Origin of the sequence: uncultured Treponema sp., assembly GCF_946187725.1 — a bacterium.
Classification (GTDB): Bacteria; Spirochaetota; Spirochaetia; order Treponematales; family Treponemataceae; genus Treponema_D.
Window position 1 is genome coordinate 1 of sequence record NZ_CAMHSK010000031.1, and the last position, 21,405, is coordinate 21,405.

5 protein-coding genes are annotated in these 21,405 nt (G+C 42.8%); 1 reads left to right on the forward strand and 4 read right to left on the reverse strand.

The window, feature by feature from the left end:
- Window positions 1-106 precede the first annotated feature (106 nt).
- The 4 genes from Q0Q74_RS10580 to Q0Q74_RS10595 all read right to left on the reverse strand — a co-directional run bounded on the left by Q0Q74_RS10580 (window position 107) and on the right by Q0Q74_RS10595 (window position 4,755).
- Window positions 107-1,219, reverse strand: coding sequence for a S1 RNA-binding domain-containing protein (locus tag Q0Q74_RS10580; RefSeq protein WP_294430667.1), 1,113 nt, complete (start codon window positions 1,217-1,219; stop codon window positions 107-109).
- Window positions 1,220-1,290: 71 nt separating this feature from the next.
- Window positions 1,291-2,127: an exodeoxyribonuclease III gene (locus tag Q0Q74_RS10585; RefSeq protein ID WP_294430670.1), complete on the reverse strand. Its 837-nt coding sequence runs from the start codon at window positions 2,125-2,127 to the stop codon at window positions 1,291-1,293.
- Window positions 2,128-2,163: 36 nt separating this feature from the next.
- Window positions 2,164-3,687: a hypothetical protein gene (locus tag Q0Q74_RS10590; RefSeq protein ID WP_294430672.1), complete on the reverse strand. Its 1,524-nt coding sequence runs from the start codon at window positions 3,685-3,687 to the stop codon at window positions 2,164-2,166.
- A gap of 117 nt (window positions 3,688-3,804) precedes the next feature.
- Window positions 3,805-4,755: an SPOR domain-containing protein gene (locus Q0Q74_RS10595; RefSeq protein WP_294430674.1), complete on the reverse strand. Its 951-nt coding sequence runs from the start codon at window positions 4,753-4,755 to the stop codon at window positions 3,805-3,807.
- Window positions 4,756-5,052: 297 nt separating this feature from the next.
- Here Q0Q74_RS10595 and Q0Q74_RS10600 point away from each other — a divergent pair, with 297 nt between their 5' ends.
- Window positions 5,053-21,282, forward strand: a complete 16,230-nt coding sequence (locus tag Q0Q74_RS10600) for an Ig-like domain repeat protein (protein ID WP_294430676.1) — start codon at window positions 5,053-5,055, stop codon at window positions 21,280-21,282.
- Window positions 21,283-21,405 lie beyond the last annotated feature (123 nt).

Below are 21,405 nucleotides of genomic sequence, written 5' to 3' on the forward strand. Positions count from 1 at the left end.
CGCGGCAGCACAAAACGAGTGTTTTCGTAAGCCGTTTCACTCCTTCGCGCCGTTTTTTTTGCAATATTCTGTAATTTGCAAAACTCGACATTTGCCTTGAAAATCTTTATTTTTTAAGCAGTGCGGCGAATGGGTTGTAGGTTTCTCCATCGTCTGCTTTGTCCTGTTTTTTGAGATAATCGCTGGCGTCGTCTTCTTCCTCGTCGCTTTCACCTGCTGGTGCGAGACTGATTCGCTTGTCTGAAGCTTCGATTTTCTGAACGATTACTTCCATTGTGTCACCGACTTTGAATTTTTTGCTCAGGTTGGTTTTATCGTTTACATCGCGCAAAAGGCTTACATGAACGAGGCCGTCAATTCCTGGCTTTAAGTTTACGAACAGACCGAAAGCGGCGATTCGGGCGATTTTGCCAGAGAACTTTTCGCCGATTTTAATAGAAGAAACTTCATCCCACGGATCTTTTTCGAGTTCTTTCATGCTGAGGCTGACTTTTGAGCGCTCTGGTTTTGCAGTGTTCCATTCAGCCTTGATGATTTTGGCTTCGATTTTCTGACCAACGCTCAAAACTTCTGATACATCGTTTACGCGTGCGTGTGAAATTTCTGAGATTGGAAGAAGTGCCTGGAATCCGTTCAAATCGATGAATGCTCCGTAGCTCTGCAAAGATTTTACTTCGCCAGAAACGACCGAGCCGACAGTAAGTTTTTCTGCGAGAGAATTTACCTTGCTGATTTCGGCATTTTCTTCGACTTTGCGGTTAGAAACGATGATGTTTTTGCCTTCGTTTTTGAATTCTGTGATGATGAAGGTCATGCTTCGGCCGACATATTCTGCTGGTTCCATGCGGTTTTTGTAGCCCATCTGTGAGTACGGACAGAATGCACGGCTTGTTCCGATTTTGACTTCGAATCCACCTTTGATTTCTTTTTCGACATGGCCTTCGACTGGAAGACCTGAATTGTATGCTGATTCAAGGATGTTTGAGTCAGCGTTTTCACCCTTCAATTTTGTTGTGAAATGAAGTTCGTCACGGTTCTGTGAAACGAAGTAGACTTTGATTTTGTCGCCTTCTTTTACGGTGCATTTTCCGTCTGCGTCAAGGAATTCTGCCTTTTCGACAAAACCTTCGCTTTTCAATCCCAAATCAATAAAAACAGTGTCAGGCCCAATCTGAACGATTGTAGTCTCAACTTCCTGTCCAATTTCAAATCCTTTCATTTAATATTAACCCCTTTTTTTATTATAAAAATAGAATAGCACAGATTCACGCGATGTTCTAGGGAAGTGCGTTAGTCTGCGATTTCAATTTCAATCGGGCAGTGGTCAGAACCCATTACATCTTTGAGGATTCTGCTTGATTTTACATTGCCGATGAAAGACTGATTTACGCACTGATAGTCAATGCGCCATCCGATGTCCTTTTCGCGGGCGTGGAAACGATAGCTCCACCAGGTGTATTGTTTTGGCTCCTGGCAGAAAGTGCGGAAAGTGTCCACGAAGCCGTTTGTGGTGAAGAATTCCATCCAGTCTCGTTCTTCGGGGAGATAACCCGCGTTTCCTTCATTGGCCTTTGGATTTGCGAGATCAATCGCTTTGTGCGCGATGTTGTAATCACCGCAAAGAACGATATTGAATCCTTCTGCGACCAGCTTGTTCAGATAATCGAACATTGCCTTACAGAAAGCAAGCTTGTAATCGAGCCGTGCGCCCTGATTCTGGCTGTTCGGGAAATATGCCGAAATCACGACTGTTTTTCCGAAATATGCTGAAATTACGCGGCCTTCATCATCAAATTCCGCATTTCCAAGAAGCTCTACCTTGTCAGGCGTTTTTTTGGTGTAGATTGCAGTGCTTGAGTATCCGGCTTTTTTGGCAGATGCCCAATAAGATTTATATTTTGCGCTTTCGTCGGTGACTGCGACCGGGGAAGAGGACTCTTTTGGCGGTATGGGGAACAGAATGTTTTCTTCGCTGCCCGGAGCGAGAAGATTCTGCGTGAGCTGTGAAGGATGGGCCTTTGTTTCCTGAATACAGATTACATCTGCGTCTGATTCCAAAAGCCAGTCAACAAAGCCCTTTTTTTCTACGGCACGAATACCGTTTACATTCCACGAGATAATTTTCATGGGAAAAATATAGCAGATTTTTGAAGGTACGGCAAATCAAAACGCCAGAATCAGTTCCGCTTTCAGACTTGAGCGCAGGTACTTTCTGCTTAAAAAATATGACACGCCCGCTTCAAATTCTCCTGACTGCCTTGATCCAGCCTTGTAAGTGAGTTTTAGCCCGCAGTTTCCGGTGAGACTGCATTGAGGAAGAGCCAGCTTGAAATCCATGGAAAGCACCTCTTTAATAGAAGATTTTTCTGTTTTTGGCGGATAATTCGTGTACGAGCCTGAAAGTGAAAAATTTGCTTTCTGTGTTGCAAGAGAGCCTGAAACAGAAAGCGACTGATATTCTTCGGGAATTGCACTTGAAGCAGGTGGATTTCCTTTAATCAGAAGATTTGCCCTTGTCCAGTCGAGCCGTGATGAAAAATTGCCGTTTTTGTATTCACTTGCTACCCGGAATTTGGCTGTGTTAAGCTGGACGGCAGGACTTGTCGCCGTGACCTTCCAGTTTTCAAGGGCAGAAAAACCGAGCCTGAGCGAGCTTTCGCCCATGAAAAAGAGAAGCTGCGGATTTATAGAAGCCTGCTCGACAGTCCGGCAGACTGACGAAGAGCCTGTAATCATCGGGGCAGCTTTTGGCGAATCTTTTGTGGTCGGGAGGGCAAAATAAGAGAAATTGAGCAGAATCGACTTGAAAGCCGTTCTTCCGTCAACCTTGAACCAGAAAGGATTTACATCGTAAGGATTTTCTTGAATTCCTGAATAGAAATTGATTTTTAAAAGCGGGGAATGAAAGCAGAATTCGTACAAAGCGGAATAAAAAAAGTCAGGATTGAACGCGGCATTGTTTTTTTCAAGAATTGATGAATTGTTTTCTATATATAAGCGTGCGGCGCAAAATGCTGACTGGACGAATACGGCTTTTGAAAACGGAAATTTTGCTGAAAAGCAGACGGCACTTTCCTTTTCCTCATTGAAAAATCCTTCGAGGCAAAAATGAAATTTAAAGGGCTTTTCGGCAGGAGAAAGCGAAAACGCACAAGAAAGAGGCTGTCTGCTTGAATTCAGGGTTGGAAGGGCAGGGGAGGCTCCGATTGAAAACGCAAATGATTTTGTGAGCGGATTTGCGGTGACAGACGGTGAAGGATTTCTGAGCCTGGAAATTGACTTTGAGAAAGTGTTGTGCCCGACTTTAAGATTCAGCGGAAAATCCTTTTGGAAGAGAAAAATGCCCGCACCGAACCGTGCTTCATCGAAAAGCGAGAGTTTTTCATGAATCCCGTTGGCTGTGCTGATTTGTGAAAAACTTGTTTTTGGAAGCGTGGTGAATGCACGAAAATCAGCGTCATTGAATGAGAGTCTGAGGCCTGTGCTTCCGGCAAGTGAATCTTCCTTACCTGTTGAAGTTTTTGGGAGCGTAAGGGCGGAAGAAAATTTGTATTCTGCGAACCTGAATGTTTCTTCGCCGTGAAGGTTAAAGCCCAAAAAAGACAGAAAGATGAATGGAATCAATCTGCGGCCGGTTGGTGTAAGCGGAAAAAGAAAAATCCCGCACTTTTCAATCATTTTGTTCATGCCTTCTTATTCGCTTTTTAAAGCACTTTTCGGCAATCTTCATGAAAGAAAATGCGGGATTTAATAAAGATTTTTGCGTTTATCTCAAATAAATCTCTAAAATCTCTAGTTTACGGTTTAGTTTACTGCTGTGTTGACAATCACGCTCTTTGAGCTTGCGAACTTGTCAATCATGCTGATTCTAGTCTGCCAGTATTCAGCTTCGCTCTTTGTGATGTAAGGACCGACCCGAACGCGGTAGAAAGTTTTGCCGTTTGAATCAGTGAAGGTGAAGACTTCGCTTGGAATCTTGTTTGATTCAAGTGTGCTTCTTGCTTCATCAGCATTGCGTTTGCTTGAATAAGCGGCTGCCTGCACCCAGAACGAATCTGGGGCTTTTTTTGCGGCACTGGCAACTTTTGTGGCAGTCTGTGCTTTTGTTGGTTTTGTAGAAGCCGTTGCAGTTGATTTTGCAGGTGCGGCTTTCTTTGTTGCGGCTGGTTTTGGTGCTGCGGTCTTTGGAGCGACTTTTGCAACTGGAGCCGGAGCGTAGTAGTTTTCAGCGATCGGGCTTGCTTCTTCATAAGAAGGCTGTGATTCGAATGGAGAGCGAGCTGTGTTCGTACTGAGCTGACTTGCTGTTTTTTCGTTCTTTGCTACGATTCCTGAATTAGAAGAGGCTTTGAGCGAATTCAAATCGATTGTTGTGGTTGCTGTTGAATAGACCGTTGCATTGTCAGAAATGACGGTAACTTTGTCTGTGTGAATCGGTGTTGCAGAATCGAAATTGCTTTGTGATTCAGGCTTTCCAAAGTTGTTGTCTGTTGCGAAAGGTGAAGGTGCGAGAGATGTAAAACTTCCCTGCTCTGGAGCGGGTGGTGTTACTGTATTAAATGCAAGGCCATTGTCTGCTGGTGTGTTTGCGTTTGATTTTGTTGAGCTAATCCAGCCTGAAGTCGGATCGAATCCTGCCTGTACGGCTGACTTCTGCTGAAGAGACGGCGAGTAAAGAATGAGGGCTGCCCCTACTACCACGAGAAGGAAAATGCCTGATGCAGCGACAATCCATAGAGTTTTTTTCTGTTCCATAATCAAAATCCCCTTTGAGTTAATATCGGAGCGTGAGAAAAATTGTTTAGGGAAAATTGACCGCATTGCCTGTTAATACGCGTGATTACCGCTTTTTTTGTCGTTTTTTCACTTTTTTATGCCATTTTATGAAAAAAAATGCTTTTTGGCCTTGAAATTTTAACTAAGAGTTCTCTTAAAAACTAGTAATTCTTGTTTTTTCACTATTATATATTATAATTATTGCCGATATACTAAAGGCAGTCTTTGTTTAAATTTTTTTTAGAATGAGGTCGTTCTATGATTATGGAGGAAGATATGAAAAAAGTTCGTAATGGAAATGTTGTTTTCTCTAAAATTTCAAAATTGGTAGGAAAGGGGCTTCTTGCGCTGTCAGTGCTTGCCCTGGCTTCCTGTGGTGAAAACTCAGGTCTCGGTTCATCCGTCGATACCGAAGCACCGAAACTTTCAATCTCATATCCTCCGGCCGCATCCGAAGTACGGGGTGCCTTTGTGCTCGCGGGAACCTGTTCAGACGACAAAGGTGTCTCTTCTGTCAAAGTTCGTGTCACGAATCTTGATACAAACGAAATCGTATACAAAGACCTTCCTGCAACCGTAGTAAACTCCCTCACATGGAATATCAACCTCAACGAAAAACTTGACCTCAAAGACGGCAAATATAAGCTCGATGCAGTTGCATACGACAACAGCGGACGTTCTTCAGGCGAAAGCTCTCTCCAGATTGAAATCGATAACACTCCTCCAGTTTTCATCATTTCAAAACCTGGTGTCGTAAAAAGCACTTATAAAGCAAAGAATTCACTTTCTAAATATGGTTCAGTCTTCACAATTGAAGGTACAATCGCTGATGACCATACAATCGCTTCAATGGATGTTGAAATCTTTGATGCAGACGGAAATCCTGTAGCATCAGAGCCGTACACCGAAGAAGAAATTTCAACAACCGGCGGCACAAGCGTCACAATCGCACGATATGTTGCAGAAGGCACTGATGTCGTCAACAAGCGTTACTCAGAAATGTATTCTTCAGAAAGCGTTCCAGAAGACGCAAACGGCAATAAAACCTATTTCTGCCGTGTAACTGTTTCCGATTCAGCAAAAACTTACAATACTCCGGGAGACAGCGGCGTAAAAGGCGGAAACTCAACTTCAAATGTCTACATTTACGATGATATCTATGATAAATACCTCAGTGCCAAAAACGGCGGTGCAGGTCTTTCTGCAAAAGATTTGCTTGCAGTTCTCAAAGGAAGCACTACAGATGAAGAACTCAACAAAACTGCTGCCAGAGCCGTAAGCGTTGCCGAAGTCGAAGGAATGCTTTCGGATTATGCACGAGACACTTCTGCTAGCGATACAAGTCTTGCATTCTCAATCAACCCGAATGCCGACCCGACATACACAATTTCTGGATTCCAGCTCAAATACAGCGATGAAGATTCATCAAAAATCGCTACAATCAGCAAGGGTATGGGCGAACAGAACCTCACTGTAATCGTTAGTGCTGGCCTTGATCAGGTAAATGTTGACCCGGCATCAATCAAAGTCTGGGTAAAAGAAATTTCTTCTGGTTCAACAGTTCTTTCTAATGATGAACTCAGAGCAAAAATCGCTGCCCTTGTAAGCAAAGTCAAAGAAATTGAAAACGATGCTAAAATCGAAACTGAGGCCAAAAAAGAAAAGCTCGCTGCCCTCGAAAGCGATGAGGCTTATGGCTGGAAGCTGATTATCGATAATTCTGACGATACAAACCCAAGTGAAGCAACTGTCACTGTTTCTTCTAATCTTCCTGGCGACAACTATGTTAAACAGGATTCAACTTATGCAATCGTTGTAACAGGTTATGACAAAGACAAGATTGACCTTTCTCAGAAAACGCTTTATGGATTTAAGGGTGCTGTTTCTGCGGTCCGACCGAATGTTTCTTTCAGCTCTCCTGCAAATCTTTCTTATTTTGCTTCTTCTAAATACAACGCTGAATCAAGCTCCGACTCAGACAAACTCCAGTTCACTGGAATCGCGGTCGAAAACAATGTGGGCATGGCACTCAAATCACTCGAGGCAACACTTTCTGTCACAGATGAAATAACAGGAAAAGAAATTGACGGAGCGACACTCTCTGTAACAATCAATGGCGATTCTGAGCATAATTGGACGGATGTTAAGGGCTTTACTTGCGTTCATGATTCTGTAAAAAATGTGGATACATGGACATTTACTCCTTCTGAGTGTGAAGGCTACTCAAAAGTCATGACCGAAACAGAAGGTCTCATGAGAATGTACACCCTCAAAGTTAAGGCGACTGGTGCGGGAAGCGCAAATCTTTCTGAGGAAGCCTCACTTTCTGTCCATATCGATACGACCAAGCCTGAAGTTCTTCTTTCTTCTATTACACCGTCTGTTTCTGGCGAAGAATATTTTGGCGGAACCGACAAAAACACTTATGTTAACGGCACAATCACTGTCAAAGGAAATGTCACCGAGCAGAATCTTAGTGAAGTAACTTACGACATTTGGGCTAGTACTAAATTGGACAAAGAACTCAGTGCAGAAGATTCAATCCTTGCAGGCGTTAGCGAGTATCTTGACTATCTCAAAAATGAAAAAGATTATAAATCTGACCTTGTAATCGACGGCTCGCTGGGAAAAGTCTATCAGATTAATCAGTCATTCCCTACAGGACTGTTGACGCAATATTTTATCCACAACGAAAAAATTGATGCTGACAAGCCAATCAAGGTGAGAATCGTGGTTTCTGCAAAAGACACGGTAGGAAATGTAGGCTCATACTCTTCTTACGACATGAACGGAGACTCTGACTTCATCGTCTATCAGGAAACCGACCGACCAAAAATCACTTTCGGAAACGCGAATACAACAATTACAGACAAAAATGGCGTTAAAATCGGAACAAACCTCTTTGGAACGACGAATAACAATAAGCTTTCAATTTCAGTCGTAGACGATGATTATATTGCTGAAATCAAGGCTTATGTTTATAAAGTTGATGAAGATGAACCTTTTGTTACTGGCTCTACTTTCCCAAAAAAGACAACAGCTTCATGGAATTATACTTTGCCATCGGACGAAGGAAAATATTTCATTGAAGTTGAGGCTTATGATTATGTTACTACCGATGTGAGTATTAACGAAACAGGAAAAGCCGCAACAGGTAAATTCTGTGTTGCAGTTGATTCTGGTACACCGAGCATCGAAATCTCTTCTCCAACAGCTGGAAGCTACCAGCGTGAAACAATTGCTGTAAGCGGTACAGTTTCAAAGGCCGGCACAACAATCACCGGCGAATTGGTTCAGGTTATCACAACTGAGGAAGACGGAAAAACAAAAACAGAAGAAAAGAAAGTCGCTGACGCCGTGATTTCTACAGTAGCAGTTAGTGCTTACGACAGCGGTAACAAACTCTGCACATGGACAGGAACTGCAAAACTCCCGTCAAATGCTTCGGGAACATACAAACTCGTTTACGCAGCAACCGACATTTACGAACAGACTTCTTCTACATCAAAATCATTCAGCGTTGATATTACAGCTCCTTCATTCGCACTCAGCACTGAAGACAAAACAATATTCACAAAAGAAGATGTTTACACAGCAAAAGGTACAATTTCTGACGGCGTAAACACAAGCGGAATCAAGGGATTCTACTATTCTCTTGAAGAACCTGCTGTTGAAAGTGATTCATACAAACTCTTTAAAGCAGATGGAAAAACACTCGTTTCAGGCTGGAATGTAGCTGCCGTTGCCGCAACAACAACGACCGGCGAATACACATGGACAGCAAATGTTGATTTGACAGGAATTTCTTCTGTTGACGGAACTGAAGCACATACAGTTTACTTTGCTGTCGTTGATGAAGCCGGAAATGTTTCTCTCATCAGCATGAACGCTGATTCTTCTTCACTCAAAGTTACGCGCGATACCGAAGCCCCGGTCACAACATTGCTTGGAACAGGCCTTAAAAAACCTGCAAAAGACTCTGAAGGAGACGCAGGAGACAAAGACGAAATCGGAAACTTGATTTTGCCAGAAAATTCTGAACTCAGCGCAAGCATTACATACTATGTAGGTGGATATGGCTCAGATGGAACTTACTCACTTTCTGGAACAGTCACCGAAGCAAGCGGCTCATTCACTGTAAAACTTGACGGAGACCCTGCAACTGTAAATCCAGAAACTAAAGAATGGACAATCACAGGCAAAACAGTAGACGGCACTTATGCGCATGAAATCGTTGTTGAAGATGAAGCTGGCAACAAAACGACTCAAAAAATCAATGTAATCCGCGATACAGTTGAACCAACCTTCATTGTTTCAAACAATACAACTGATAGAACAGCACTTGTAATCAACAAGGTCATTACAGAAGAAAACTCAAATTACTCTACTGCTGATGGAAAACATTACTATCTTCTTTCTGGAAAATGGCAGGATACAACATCTGGTACTAAAAAACTTCAGTATCGTGTAAGTCCAAAACACTCTACCGAAGGTGGAGTCGAAGTATACACTGAAGGCTGGAGTGAATGGCGTAATGTCGAAGAAGCACCTGAATCAACAGCTGAAACCTCATGGTCAGTCAAAGTTCCGATGAGCGAAGGTTATGGAATCGGTGCGGGTGTTGGTCTTGAAGGACGAGCAATCGATGCGGCTGGTAATATTTCGGTCGCTGTTGCTGATAAAGACGCTTCTGGCAATATTAACGATAACGCTACTGAACACAAAGGACTTACTCTCGACTTTAGTGTTCCATCAATCGAAAAGACTTCTGGTGATGTTCCTGCATATATCAAGCAGGGCGAAACACTCAGCGTAACAGGTAAGTATGGCGATAAATTCTCTGTTGAAAAGGTTGAATGTGTTGCAAAACTCAACGGTGAAGTTGTTGCAAGCGGAACTAAGGGTTACACATTCTTAAAAACTGACTCTACTCCGATTATTGTTCCAGGCTCTGATTATTTGCTTGTTCTTGGCGGAACCTTCTCAATCACACTTGACCCAAGTGCTGGTGAAAGCGAAGGAAAATGGACTTTCGAAGTAACCGTAACCGATAGAGCTGGCCGTTCAACAAAACTTGAGACCATAACAACATTCGTTGATACAGTTAAGCCGGTTTGGAATGATGCTGCACTTAGTGTCAACAAAGCACCTTATTCTTACACGGATGAAAATACTCACACTTGGTACAAATCTCTTTCAATGCCGTTCGCTGGAAAATACGCAGAGGCGGGCAGTGGAATTGACCATGTTGACTACACAATTACTCAGGCTGATTCTGCTGTTCAAAATGTAACTGACAGATTGGGCACTGTAGTAGAAAAGGATGATGGAGTTGCTACAGGATTTGAAACCTTCTCTGCAAACTTGGGCGAATTCTCTTCAAAAATGGATGGAAATGCAGCCCTTTACAACACAGTCAGATTCGTGGCAGTTGATAAGGCCGGAAACGAAAGTGATCCAAAAGAGTTGAGAATTTACCTTGATACTGAATCTCCAGAACTCGCATGTACAAATGACGCAACAGAAAGTACAAACGGAAGCAAAGATATTGTTGCCAAAGGTACTTATAAAGACGATTCTTCTGGCGTTAAGAGCGTAAAACTTGAACTCACATATACTGATGGTAATAATGTAAAACACTCTGTTGAGTTGGGAACTAACTCAGAAACTAAAGTTGAAGCACAATTGACGGAGGGTGCTAACTGGACTTACACAATTCCTGCTTCAAAACTGGGAACAAACACTTATGCAGTAAAAGCAACTGTTGAAGATGTTGCCGGAAACTCTGTCACTTCAACAATTTTCAATATTCAGAGTGATAAAGAACCGCCTGTATTCAACACTCCGACAGTCACAACAACTTCTACTAAATACAAGGTTTACAAACCAGACCAGAATGTTGAAACTTACTATCTCAACAACACAGAAGTAGGCAAAACCTTCACAATCTCTGGAATTGCAACAGATAACTTCGATATCGCAACTGTTGAACTTACACTTTCTGGTACAAAGAATGGTGTGGCTGAAACAAAAAATCTTTCTACAAACAGTGGTATCTACACATTCTCTGGAATTGATTTGACAGGCTGGACAGGAAGCGTAACAGCAACACTCGTTGCAAAAGATAAAGCTGGAAACACGAACACAACAAAATTTGATGTGAACGGAGCTATTCAGGAAGAGCCTGATACTACAAAAGAACTTAAACTTACCCTCAACTTCGATACAGAAGCACCTGAAGGTAAGCATGATACAGATTCTGAGGGTGCAGATAAGATTTTCCGCGTTGGTTTGAGCGACAATGCAACTGGAACAGACGCGCTTAACACAAATGTCGGTGACAAGTATTCTTCACTCACATGGGGCAACTCTAAGGCCGTAAATGTGCGTGGTTTCTTTGATGATAACTCTGCTAGTGGTGTAAGCATTGTTTATTACAAAGTCATCGCAAAGGGAACAAATACTCTTACTGAGGATGCATTGGCTGAAAAGGCAACTAACTTCAAAGCAAATTATGATAAGAGCGAAAAGAGCGATACAAACGGTTATACCGGCTACTTCATGCCTCTTTCTGCAAATGAAACAAAAACTGTCTATTTCAAGAACGGAACAGCAGATGAATCAGCTTCAATAACAAGCAACTTCAACACTCTTCTTTCTGGATTCGATGAAGGTCACAACTATCTCCTTCTCGTGGCAGTGGACAATGTAGGAAACGCTGCCCTTGATTCAGTCAAGTATGATATTCAGATTGATATGAATCAGCCGACCCTTACTCCAACTTCAAACGCAACTCAGGTTACTAACGGTGCTGCACCTGTAAAAGCAGACGGAATTTGTGGTGATACAGGTTCTGGCGTAAAAGATGTTAGCATTGAAGTTTCATATTTTGAGAACTCACAAACCTCAACACCTACAACATTTGAACTTCCTGCAACTTTGACTGACAGCAATGCAAAGTGGAATATCAGTATTCCAGGAGAAAAATTCCCAGTTGACTCGGACTATACAGTAAAAGCTACGGTAACTGATAATGCTGGCAATAGTTATACAACAACTGTATTCAACATTCAGGTTGATAAAACTCCGCCAGAATTCAATACTCCGACTGTAAAGACAACTTCAACAAAATATTCAGTTTATAATGCAGACACAGACACAGATATAAACTCAAACACTTACTTCGTGAACCCAGAAGACGGCACATTCGAGATTTCTGGTGTTGCAAGCGATAACTTTGGTGTCGGAACTGTAGAACTTTCAATCAGTGGCACAAAAAATGGGGCTGCCATAACTCTCCCTGCGGAAGACGCTTCTGATGAAGTGAAAGCCTCATATAAGAAAACTAACGGTGTATTCTCATTCGATAACATTGATTTGAGCGGCTGGACAGGAACTGCCGTGGCAACACTCACTGTAACTGATAAAGCTGGAAACAAGAACACAACAAAATTTGAGAACGGAGCTATTCAGTCTGTTCCTGATACCAATAAAGAACTTAAAGTTATCCTCAACATTGATACCACCGCTCCAGCTGGAAGACACGCACTCGATGACTTTAACAAAGACCTCTTCTTCCGAATTGGCTCTTATGACAACGATGATATTTCGAGCAGTCATGATCTGTGGAATTCTAACCTTGATGAAGATGTCGGTGGAAAATATGCTAAAAACACATGGAGTAAATCAAAGACTATAAAAGTACGCGGTTTAATTGAAGATAATGACGGCGGCAGTGAAGTAAAAATGATTTACTACAAAGTCGTTAAGAGCAGCGGAACCACAATGGACGAGACTGCTTTGAGGACTCTGGCCGAGAACTTCCTTGCAAACTATAATAAGAGTGAAAAGAATAATGCTGATGGTTATACCGGCTACTTCGCGCCTCTTTCTGCTAATGTAAATAAACGCGTATTCTTTACTTCTAGCACTGGCAAAATCGCAAGAAAGGTTATGAATGATGCTGGTACGGGAGCTGTAGATGCACAAGATTCTACTATAACTGGCAATGATAAAACGATTTATGAAGTCGAAAATGCAACCAAAATTTCAGATACCAGATATTACGCAACTATTCCTACCAATTACGATGCAACCCTTTCTGGATTTGGATTGGGCACAAACTATCTGATTCTTGTTGCAGAGGACAATGTAGGAAACGCAGCACTTGATTCTGTAATTGTAGACTCACAAGTATTCTCCAATGCTTCTCTCAATGTTGATGAAGAGACTCCGGAAATTAGCTCTGATCAGAGCGGAACTCAGTATACCAATGGTTCAAAAAACATTGATTTGGCTGGTGAAGTTACTGATGCTGCTTCTGGCGTTAACGGTGTCACTATCGAAGTAACTAAGGTTGTTGAAAATACGAAGACAGTGATTGCAGCCGCTGGTGGTAATGCTACTACCAAGAATGATTCGACATGGAATTACACAATCAATGGTGCAACACTCAAAAATAGTCTTGCTGCAAACGAATCAAATGTCTCATTTGCAGTAAAGGCTTATGCTACAGATAAAGCACAGAATGAAAAGTCTATAAATGTCTGTAACATTCAGTTTGATACAACACCTCCTGCATTCAAAACACCGTCTGTTGCAACTGATTCTACAACTGGTAATAAAGTCAACAAGCCGGATGAGAATGCGGATGTATTCTATATCAATAACTCAAACGGCAATACATTCACGATTTCTGGTGTTGCGACTGACAATATTGAGGTTGAGAGCGTAGAGCTTTCAATCAGCGGTAAAAAATCAGACGGTACAGATATTACTCTTCCTTCTAATACAGAGATAGACAAATATAAGAAAGCTAGCGGTGTATATTCATTCGAAGAACTTGATTTGAAAGACTTCGACGGCTCTAAGGCTAACATAAAGGCTACTCTTAAAGTTACAGACATAGCTGGAAACTCAATAACAAAGGATATCACTCTCAAATGTGATACAACTAAGCCTTTTTTTGTTGCTGATACTGATACTAATTATTTCAAAGTCGATGGTAAACGACTTTCAACTACCAACTGGTTCAACAAGTCAACTCTTTCGTTCGAAGGCAACCTCTCTGATGAGGGCGGCAGTGGAATTGACTATGTTGAATACACAATCACAAAGGCTGGCGAATCACCATCAGAACCAGATAACATCAGCACATCTGGCACATTCAAGGCAAATCTCGGCGAATTCATTACAAAGATTGGCACTGATGGAACGGCTGTCGCAAACACTGTCAGCCTTGTTGCAGTGGACAAAGTTGGAAACAGGGGTACTGCAAAAACAGTTTCTATCTATTATGACGGTGAAATGCCTAACGCAACGGCAGAGGATTCTTCTGTAACGATTTACATCAACAAGGAAGGAACAATCGCAAGCGTTTCAGGAACTGCAACTGATAATGCGTCTGGAATTGCAAGCGTTGTAATCAACTTGAATGACAAAGAAATCGTAAAAACGACTGTTTCGAACACCGATTACGGTACTCTCACTCTTGGCGATGCGTCGTATGATTCTACTGAAAAACTGTGGAGTCGAACTTGGTCTGTAGCTAATATTGCCGTTGACAAATTAAGCATCTTTGGCACTGGTGATGCCGACAAAGCTTACAGCCTTGATGCTGTCGTTACGGATAATGCGGGCAACAGCTATACCGTAAAGAATTTGCGAACCGTAATGCTTGATACGACTGCTCCAACAGTCACGCTCAATGCACCGACCGATGCCGATAAAACATCGACCGACCGCGAAATCAACGGCAAAATCGACTTGAGCGGAACAATCACCGACGGAAACACATTGCCGACAACCGCGATTACGGGAATTCAGGTAAGTAAGGGAACTGTTTCAGGAACAGGTGATATTACCTGGGAAAAAGTCGGAGGCACAGGCACAGACAAAGACGATGAAAAATGGACTGATTTGACTGGTCTCACACTGAGCGGAAACTACACATTCGAAGCAAAAGATTTTGTCACAACAAACCTCGATGATAACACATTCTACAAACTCCGTGCTGTAGCAACTGACCAGGCTGGCAATGTCGGATATTCTCCTGATTATGTTGCCGCAACTGACAGTGCAGGGGAACAAGGGGTTTTGGTCAAGGTATCTCAGGATAGTGACAGACCGATTTTGAACTTTAACAACATTGAATATAGCAGCACTCTCTCTACTTTCCTCTTGAGGCACGGAACTAGAGCACAGGTAACAGGACGAATTGAGGATGATGACGATGACGGAAAGACGGTCATCAAAAAAATCATTGTTTCTGCAACTGAATACACTGGTGCGGATGGTGAAACAGTTCCGACAAATCTTCTTGGTAACGAAGCTGCCGTTGAAAAAGTTCTTGCAAACGGTGATTTTACAATTGAACCAACTAACACTGCAGACGGAACAAAAACATTCTATATCTATATAGAAGATAATGGTGGAAAGAAATACTGGACATCATACACTTCTGTTGCTGGCTCTGTAACAACGAACGATAAGCTTCAGAATCCTAAGATTAAGGTCAAGGGTGAAAGAAAAAAAGAGTGGGATGAAAAAGAATTCACCTACAAATCAGATAGCAAGAACCCGACTATGGGCGTAGGTAAAGGCTTGCCGTATGCGTCAAATGCAGATGGTGCAACTGTTGCGACAGACTCTTTAGGAAACACTTTCGCTACAAACAATGATAACTCGAACTTGAACGCAAGCTTCATTGTCGGTGGAACAGACAGAAGATATGTCAAATTCTACTTTACGGGAACTGACGCGAGCGGAATCGCAAGTATGAGTGCAACATTCACGAAGACTGAGACGGACGAATCAACAACTCCTCCAACTTCAACAACAAGAACACTTGCAACTCTCTCAACTCCAAGCGAGTGGACTGGCACGCAGGATGAAACCGTTGCCGAATGGACAACAGCAGTACTTGACACAAATGATCCTGAAACAGAGAACAACAAACCAAAGAGCTGGGGAACAGGACAAATCTCTGTTTCTGTAACGATTATTGACCGTGTAGGAAACGAAAATACAAGTACATACTCGTTTATGGCAGACAATACTGCTCCGAATATCGACATTTCAAAACCAGAAAGCGGCTCTCACGAAACTCAGGCGGTAACAATTGCCGGAACTGCATACGATGAAGGCGGTGCTGACACAGACACAATCAAGTGGGCAATTTGTGATGCTGAGCATGCAGGTCTTACAGATCAGACAGCAATAAAGGATAATCTCACATGGAACAAGTTCATGAAGACTGGAAAGACCGCAAAGAACTGGGAATTTGATTTCGATGATTCAGGTGTTACTGATGCGGAAAAACAGGCAAAAACAACATTTGCAAACGGAAACCCTCTGCTCGATATATTCGATAACACAACATATGCAACGCCAGTTGACGGAGTTTATCCACTCAAAGTTTACCTTATGGCAACTGACAAAATCGGAAACTTTACGATTACGACCGACTATATCATCAACCATGACCCTGCTGCCGACAGACCTCAGTTGACATTCTCTTACCCGACAACTAAGGATTACACTGCGGATACGACAACTCAAAAATTGGCTGCAACTCTCGGTGGAATAATCCGTGCTTCTGGACAGTCGCTTATTCCATTAGGAACTGCTACGACGAAGGAAGTTTACTTCCAGCTTGTACAGGAAAGTGCAACTTCATTCACAAAAGATTATGTTTCAGGTCTCGAATACGAGGATTCAACAACTCATGAAACGAAAAAGGTTTACACAATCGTAACGGCTGCTGACATTTTGGGTAGTGAATACACAAAAATCACAGGCGAAGAAAACGCAGAAACAAAAGCTGAACTCTTACGAAAATACGGATTCACTTCTGAAAGCGACATGACAAGCTGGTGGGGAATCAAGGCAAACGGCTCTGCTTCATGGAACTTCTCTATTAACGAGCACGATGAGCTTGACACTGGAAGTACACCGAACCTAATCAAAGTTCGTGTGTGCGGTGTGAACTCAAACAACAAGTTTGGTGCGTGGTCTGACGGAGATGACATAATTCATATTCGTGTTGCAGAAGGCGTTCCAGAATTTACTTATTCTGTTGCTCAGTTCAACGATACACCAGTAATTAACAGCACACCAACGATTGAACAGACTTACACGGCTGATATGTACTTGAAAGGAAAATGGTACATCGTCATTACTGCTGAGGACGACACTCTGATTAAAACAATGGAGGCAACAGAAGGAGCGACTTCCGTTATTGGAGTAGTTTCTGAAACGATACCTGCGACCGGTAAAAAGACTGTCAAGATGATTGTTCCTATGAGCGAAGAAAGCGGCAATCACCAATACACGGTAACGGCTAAGGACGAGAATGGTAACACCTCAAAAATGCCGTTCAGTGTAAATATCGATAACACTGCGCCGACCCTTGCTAACATAAAGAGTTCCGAAGCGACATTCTCTAATGCTTCAGGTGCAACATACACAACAAACACAATCGAAAACTCCGACGGGTACTTCACACTCTCTGGTGAATCTGTTGATGAAGATTCGGGTGTAGAATATGTTGCGTTCTACTACATGCGAGAAAAAGGAACTCCAACAGAGGCTGACAAGAATGCCGGCAAGAACCATGTAATCTTTGACCCACTCAATCCAAATGCTGTTGTAGCAGACGAAGATGATGAAACAACCCAAAATGTTGATGAAACGGATGCTTACAGAAATGCACGAGTCAAGATGGACGATTTGAAAGAGCGAACGATTACGCAGGGAACAACTTCTTACCACCTCTATGCAAAGAAAGTTACTGGTTCAATGCCCGCAACAAATCAGTTCGCATCAAGCACTGAATTGGACCTGAACCATGTACGCGTAGGTGGACTTATTGAAATCGGTGGCACTGACGCAACGGCTGCTGTTGGCTCAACACCGGCTACTTCAGGTACTAGCGGTGTTTACAAGAAGATTACTGCAATTGGTGCTGACAAAAAGACTGTCACATTCGAGGGTAATCTTCCTGACAAAACACAAACTACGGCATACTTCCCGATTGCTCAGGTTATCGATGCAAACAACGGTCAGAACAGACAAGAATCTAATACGGGTAACTATGTAGGAAAATTCAAGTTCGATGACAACAAAGACGACGGCGACGGAATGCCTGAGTCATTCAACAAAGCAGGAAGCCTCTGGACTTGGGACGCTACGATTTACTCAAACAACATGCCAGATGGTCCTGTTTCTCTCGTAGTCCTCGCATTCGATAAGGCGGGCAATGTGAGCGGAGAAACATACCTTGCTACAGTTTCAAACAACGCTCCTCGTCTGGCAAAAGTCTACCTTGGAACTGACTTGAACCACAGCGGCTCATACAGCGACGGCGAATTTGAGACTTATAACATCGCTGCAAAGAGCGGTGCAAACGAAAAACTCTACACTATTACTACAGCTGGTTACACCGAATATGCAAAAGACTCTGCTAATAAATGGCAGCCGACTGATTCAACACGCGGTTCATTTACTGTAAAGAACAAGCTTGCAGTTCTTCCAGAAATTGTTGGCGGAAACGGCGAAATCAATCTCGTATTCAACGCAGCCGACTCAACAACAGGTACAGACGGAAAGCAGATTGGAACAGCAGTTGGTAAAACTGCCACAATCGCAAGCACGGATAGCGACAAACACGATATCATTGGCGATTACTGGGAGCTTTCAAGTGCACTTGGAGGTGACGCTGCTGCGCATAAGGTTTCATTCACTTTCTGGGATTCAACAGAGATGACAACAAGCGGTACTGACTCTCTCTATGCGTTCCTGCGCGTAAACGATTTGGTTGTCGCTCAGAATGACTCTGTACAGCCGAATGTAGTCGTAAGCAAGTTCGACTGGAAACAGGCTGGTGGCGGAACATACATCGATGAATCTACAAGAAAAGATGTATACAAGAACAACATCTTCTATGCTTACAGGGACGAGGAAAAAACAGAAGACGGTAAGACTGTGGTCACACGCACCTACGAAGACAGCCCGCTCGGACACATCGAGCTTGAAGATGACTGGAAAGAAACTGCCACTTACGAAGGTCGTGATTCTGAGACAAATGCTACATTGAAGAAAGAATATGATGGCGACCCGAAAGTCTCAGGAAAAATCGTTGTTCGCGGAACTGCATACGACGAGACCTTGCTCGGCTCACTCAGCTTCTATATGAGCGACTTTGACTCAAGCTCGGCAACTGCTCCGATTACTCTTGCGACATACGGCTCATCGGGCTGGAACACGAATACAATCGGAACTGGTAATTCAGCTAAAGCCGCAACAATGGCCGACAACTACTACGAAGTGACCGTAACCGACGAATACCTGGACCAGACCGGACACAAAGTTAACTGGGAAGTCGCAATCGATACGGCTCATTTGACGAACACAACAAAAGTCGATGCAGTATTCGCAGTAATCGCACACGATGCGGCTTATGCTAGTGCTACCACCGATGCTGATAAGAAAAAACATACATCCGCAGAGCGCACAGCAACCGAAGACGCGGGCATTGCGACACAGCACAGACCGAGCTATCAGATGGATGTCGTGCCGTATATTATGGGAATCAGCACGAGCCTTGATGGAGCATATTCATCTGACCCGACAGCATATAGCCGTTCAGCATTGGGTGTATACCCGGTACTGAGAGGTGAAGAAGGCATCATAGTTACTGGATTCAACCTGAAGGCTTCTGCAACTCCAACAGTTTCTCTTGGTAGCGTTACATCTTCATCTAAGGATAGTATTACACTCAGTATTCCAGCAGCTGCAACAAGTGGTGACTTTGATGTAACCGTAAGTTCAGTACAGAGCTTGAATAACAAGAACTCTGTCGCGGTAGAATACAACAAGGAGCCAAACAGCAGTAATAATTTAATTCTGAACAATAGACGATGCTTCTATGTTTGGGGAAATAGCCATAAAACAATAGATGCTACTTTGGATTCTACAATAAGATATCCTACATTCAGAGTTGGTCCAAGTGGGGAAGAAGTGTTCTCGTTCGATCTTGGAGGAGATATGACCTATTTATATAAAAATGAAACTCCATACTTAGTAGGAACTTCGTTTACTCAATGGTATGATACAGCTGTATCTGTAGATAACAAAGGTAATCTTTATGGAGTAGCGTTAAACGGAGATAATGCAGCTAATGGAAGCAAAGCGTTTGACGCTAATGCAAGATTCCATTTTTATCCTTTGGTTACATCTAATTTGCAAGCATGGACATACACTCTTAATAATGGAGCCTTTGCATGGGAAAATGCAAGTAATGGAACTATATACAATCCAAATCGTGTTCTGAATCCGAAACTTGTAACTGTGCGCAACGATGACAACACTATAAGTTATGTATATGCTACTTATTATGATGCTTCAGAAAAACTTGTAAAATTCCGTGCAGGTACATATGGTTTAGTTACAAAATATACGCAATATGCAACTTCTACTCGCTTCTCATGGAACAGTAATTATAACCTTTATACGAATAGTGATAATTATAATGGAGATTATTATGTTCTTATAGGCGATACATATTATCCATTAAAATATGAAAGCGGGCAATATACTAGACGCTATTCTGTTACCGGCTATACAGCTAAGCAAACATTTGATTCTGCTGTATATACAAAATCTGAAGAAACTGGACCTTCTGAATCTATTGGTAATTATAGCACCGCTGCTGGTTCGAAAGGTTCGGCTCCAGGTTATCAAACAATAGCAAGTGGAAGCGCAGCTTCAGTATATTCTGCTCTAGCCGTTGCTTCAGATGGAACCGCCATTGTCTGCTGGTATGACAGTACAGAAAAGGCATTAAAGCTTAAGTACAACTCGGATCCTCTCAATGGCGACACATGGAAGGCCGGCGCAGCTACAGACAACAAGACCGAAATCATAATCGACTCAGGTCTTGCAGGATGGTATCCAGATATGGTTGTAGATGGTGACGGTGGAATCCATATTGCATACTACGGCGCAAAGAACGGTGACTTAAAGTATGCATATCTGACATCTTACACAGACACGGTTGCCGATGTTTGTACTGTAGACAGCTTCCTTTCTGTAGGTACAAGAGCAAGCATTTCTGTAAGTGCAACAAAGAAGGGCTTTAAAGTTGGTGATACAACAGTACAGAAATATGTGCCATTCATTTCTTACTACATGGGTGCATTTACCGCAACTCAGACAAGCGTAAGAACTGCATGGCCTGTAGCACTCGGCGAGAACGAGTCGGCTATTGATAAGTCAAAAACGCCTAACACCTATGTCGATGGTGCAGTAAATGACCAGTACACAGGCAGCTGGGAAGTACAGACTCTTCCATTGGATTCTTTCCCATCAGACTACACAATCGGTATCGGTGTAAAGGCAACGGCCACATCAACAGCTGCAGAGAGAGCTGCCGCCGTCAAAGCCGAGGGCAACATCATCCTTGGTTACGGTACAACCGAAGGTCTCGAAACCGCAAGATTGTACTAACCCAAACCAAAGCACCTGCCGTAAAAAAGCAAGTGCTTTGGCAGCTTTCCCTTGCCATCGATGGAAAGGGAAAATCAAGCAGCCCGCAAGCGCGATTTGCATCGCTCCTGCGGGCTGTGTTGT

What these genes read in the sequence shown, in the direction of transcription:
- Q0Q74_RS10580 (WP_294430667.1), bottom strand. Translation starts at nt 1,219, where the DNA reads ATGAAAGGATTTGAAATTGGACAGGAAGTTGAGACTACAATCGTTCAG.
- Q0Q74_RS10585 (WP_294430670.1), bottom strand. Translation starts at nt 2,127, where the DNA reads ATGAAAATTATCTCGTGGAATGTAAACGGTATTCGTGCCGTAGAAAAA.
- Q0Q74_RS10590 (WP_294430672.1), bottom strand. Translation starts at nt 3,687, where the DNA reads ATGAACAAAATGATTGAAAAGTGCGGGATTTTTCTTTTTCCGCTTACA.
- Q0Q74_RS10595 (WP_294430674.1), bottom strand. Translation starts at nt 4,755, where the DNA reads ATGGAACAGAAAAAAACTCTATGGATTGTCGCTGCATCAGGCATTTTC.
- Q0Q74_RS10600 (WP_294430676.1), top strand. Translation starts at nt 5,053, where the DNA reads ATGAAAAAAGTTCGTAATGGAAATGTTGTTTTCTCTAAAATTTCAAAA.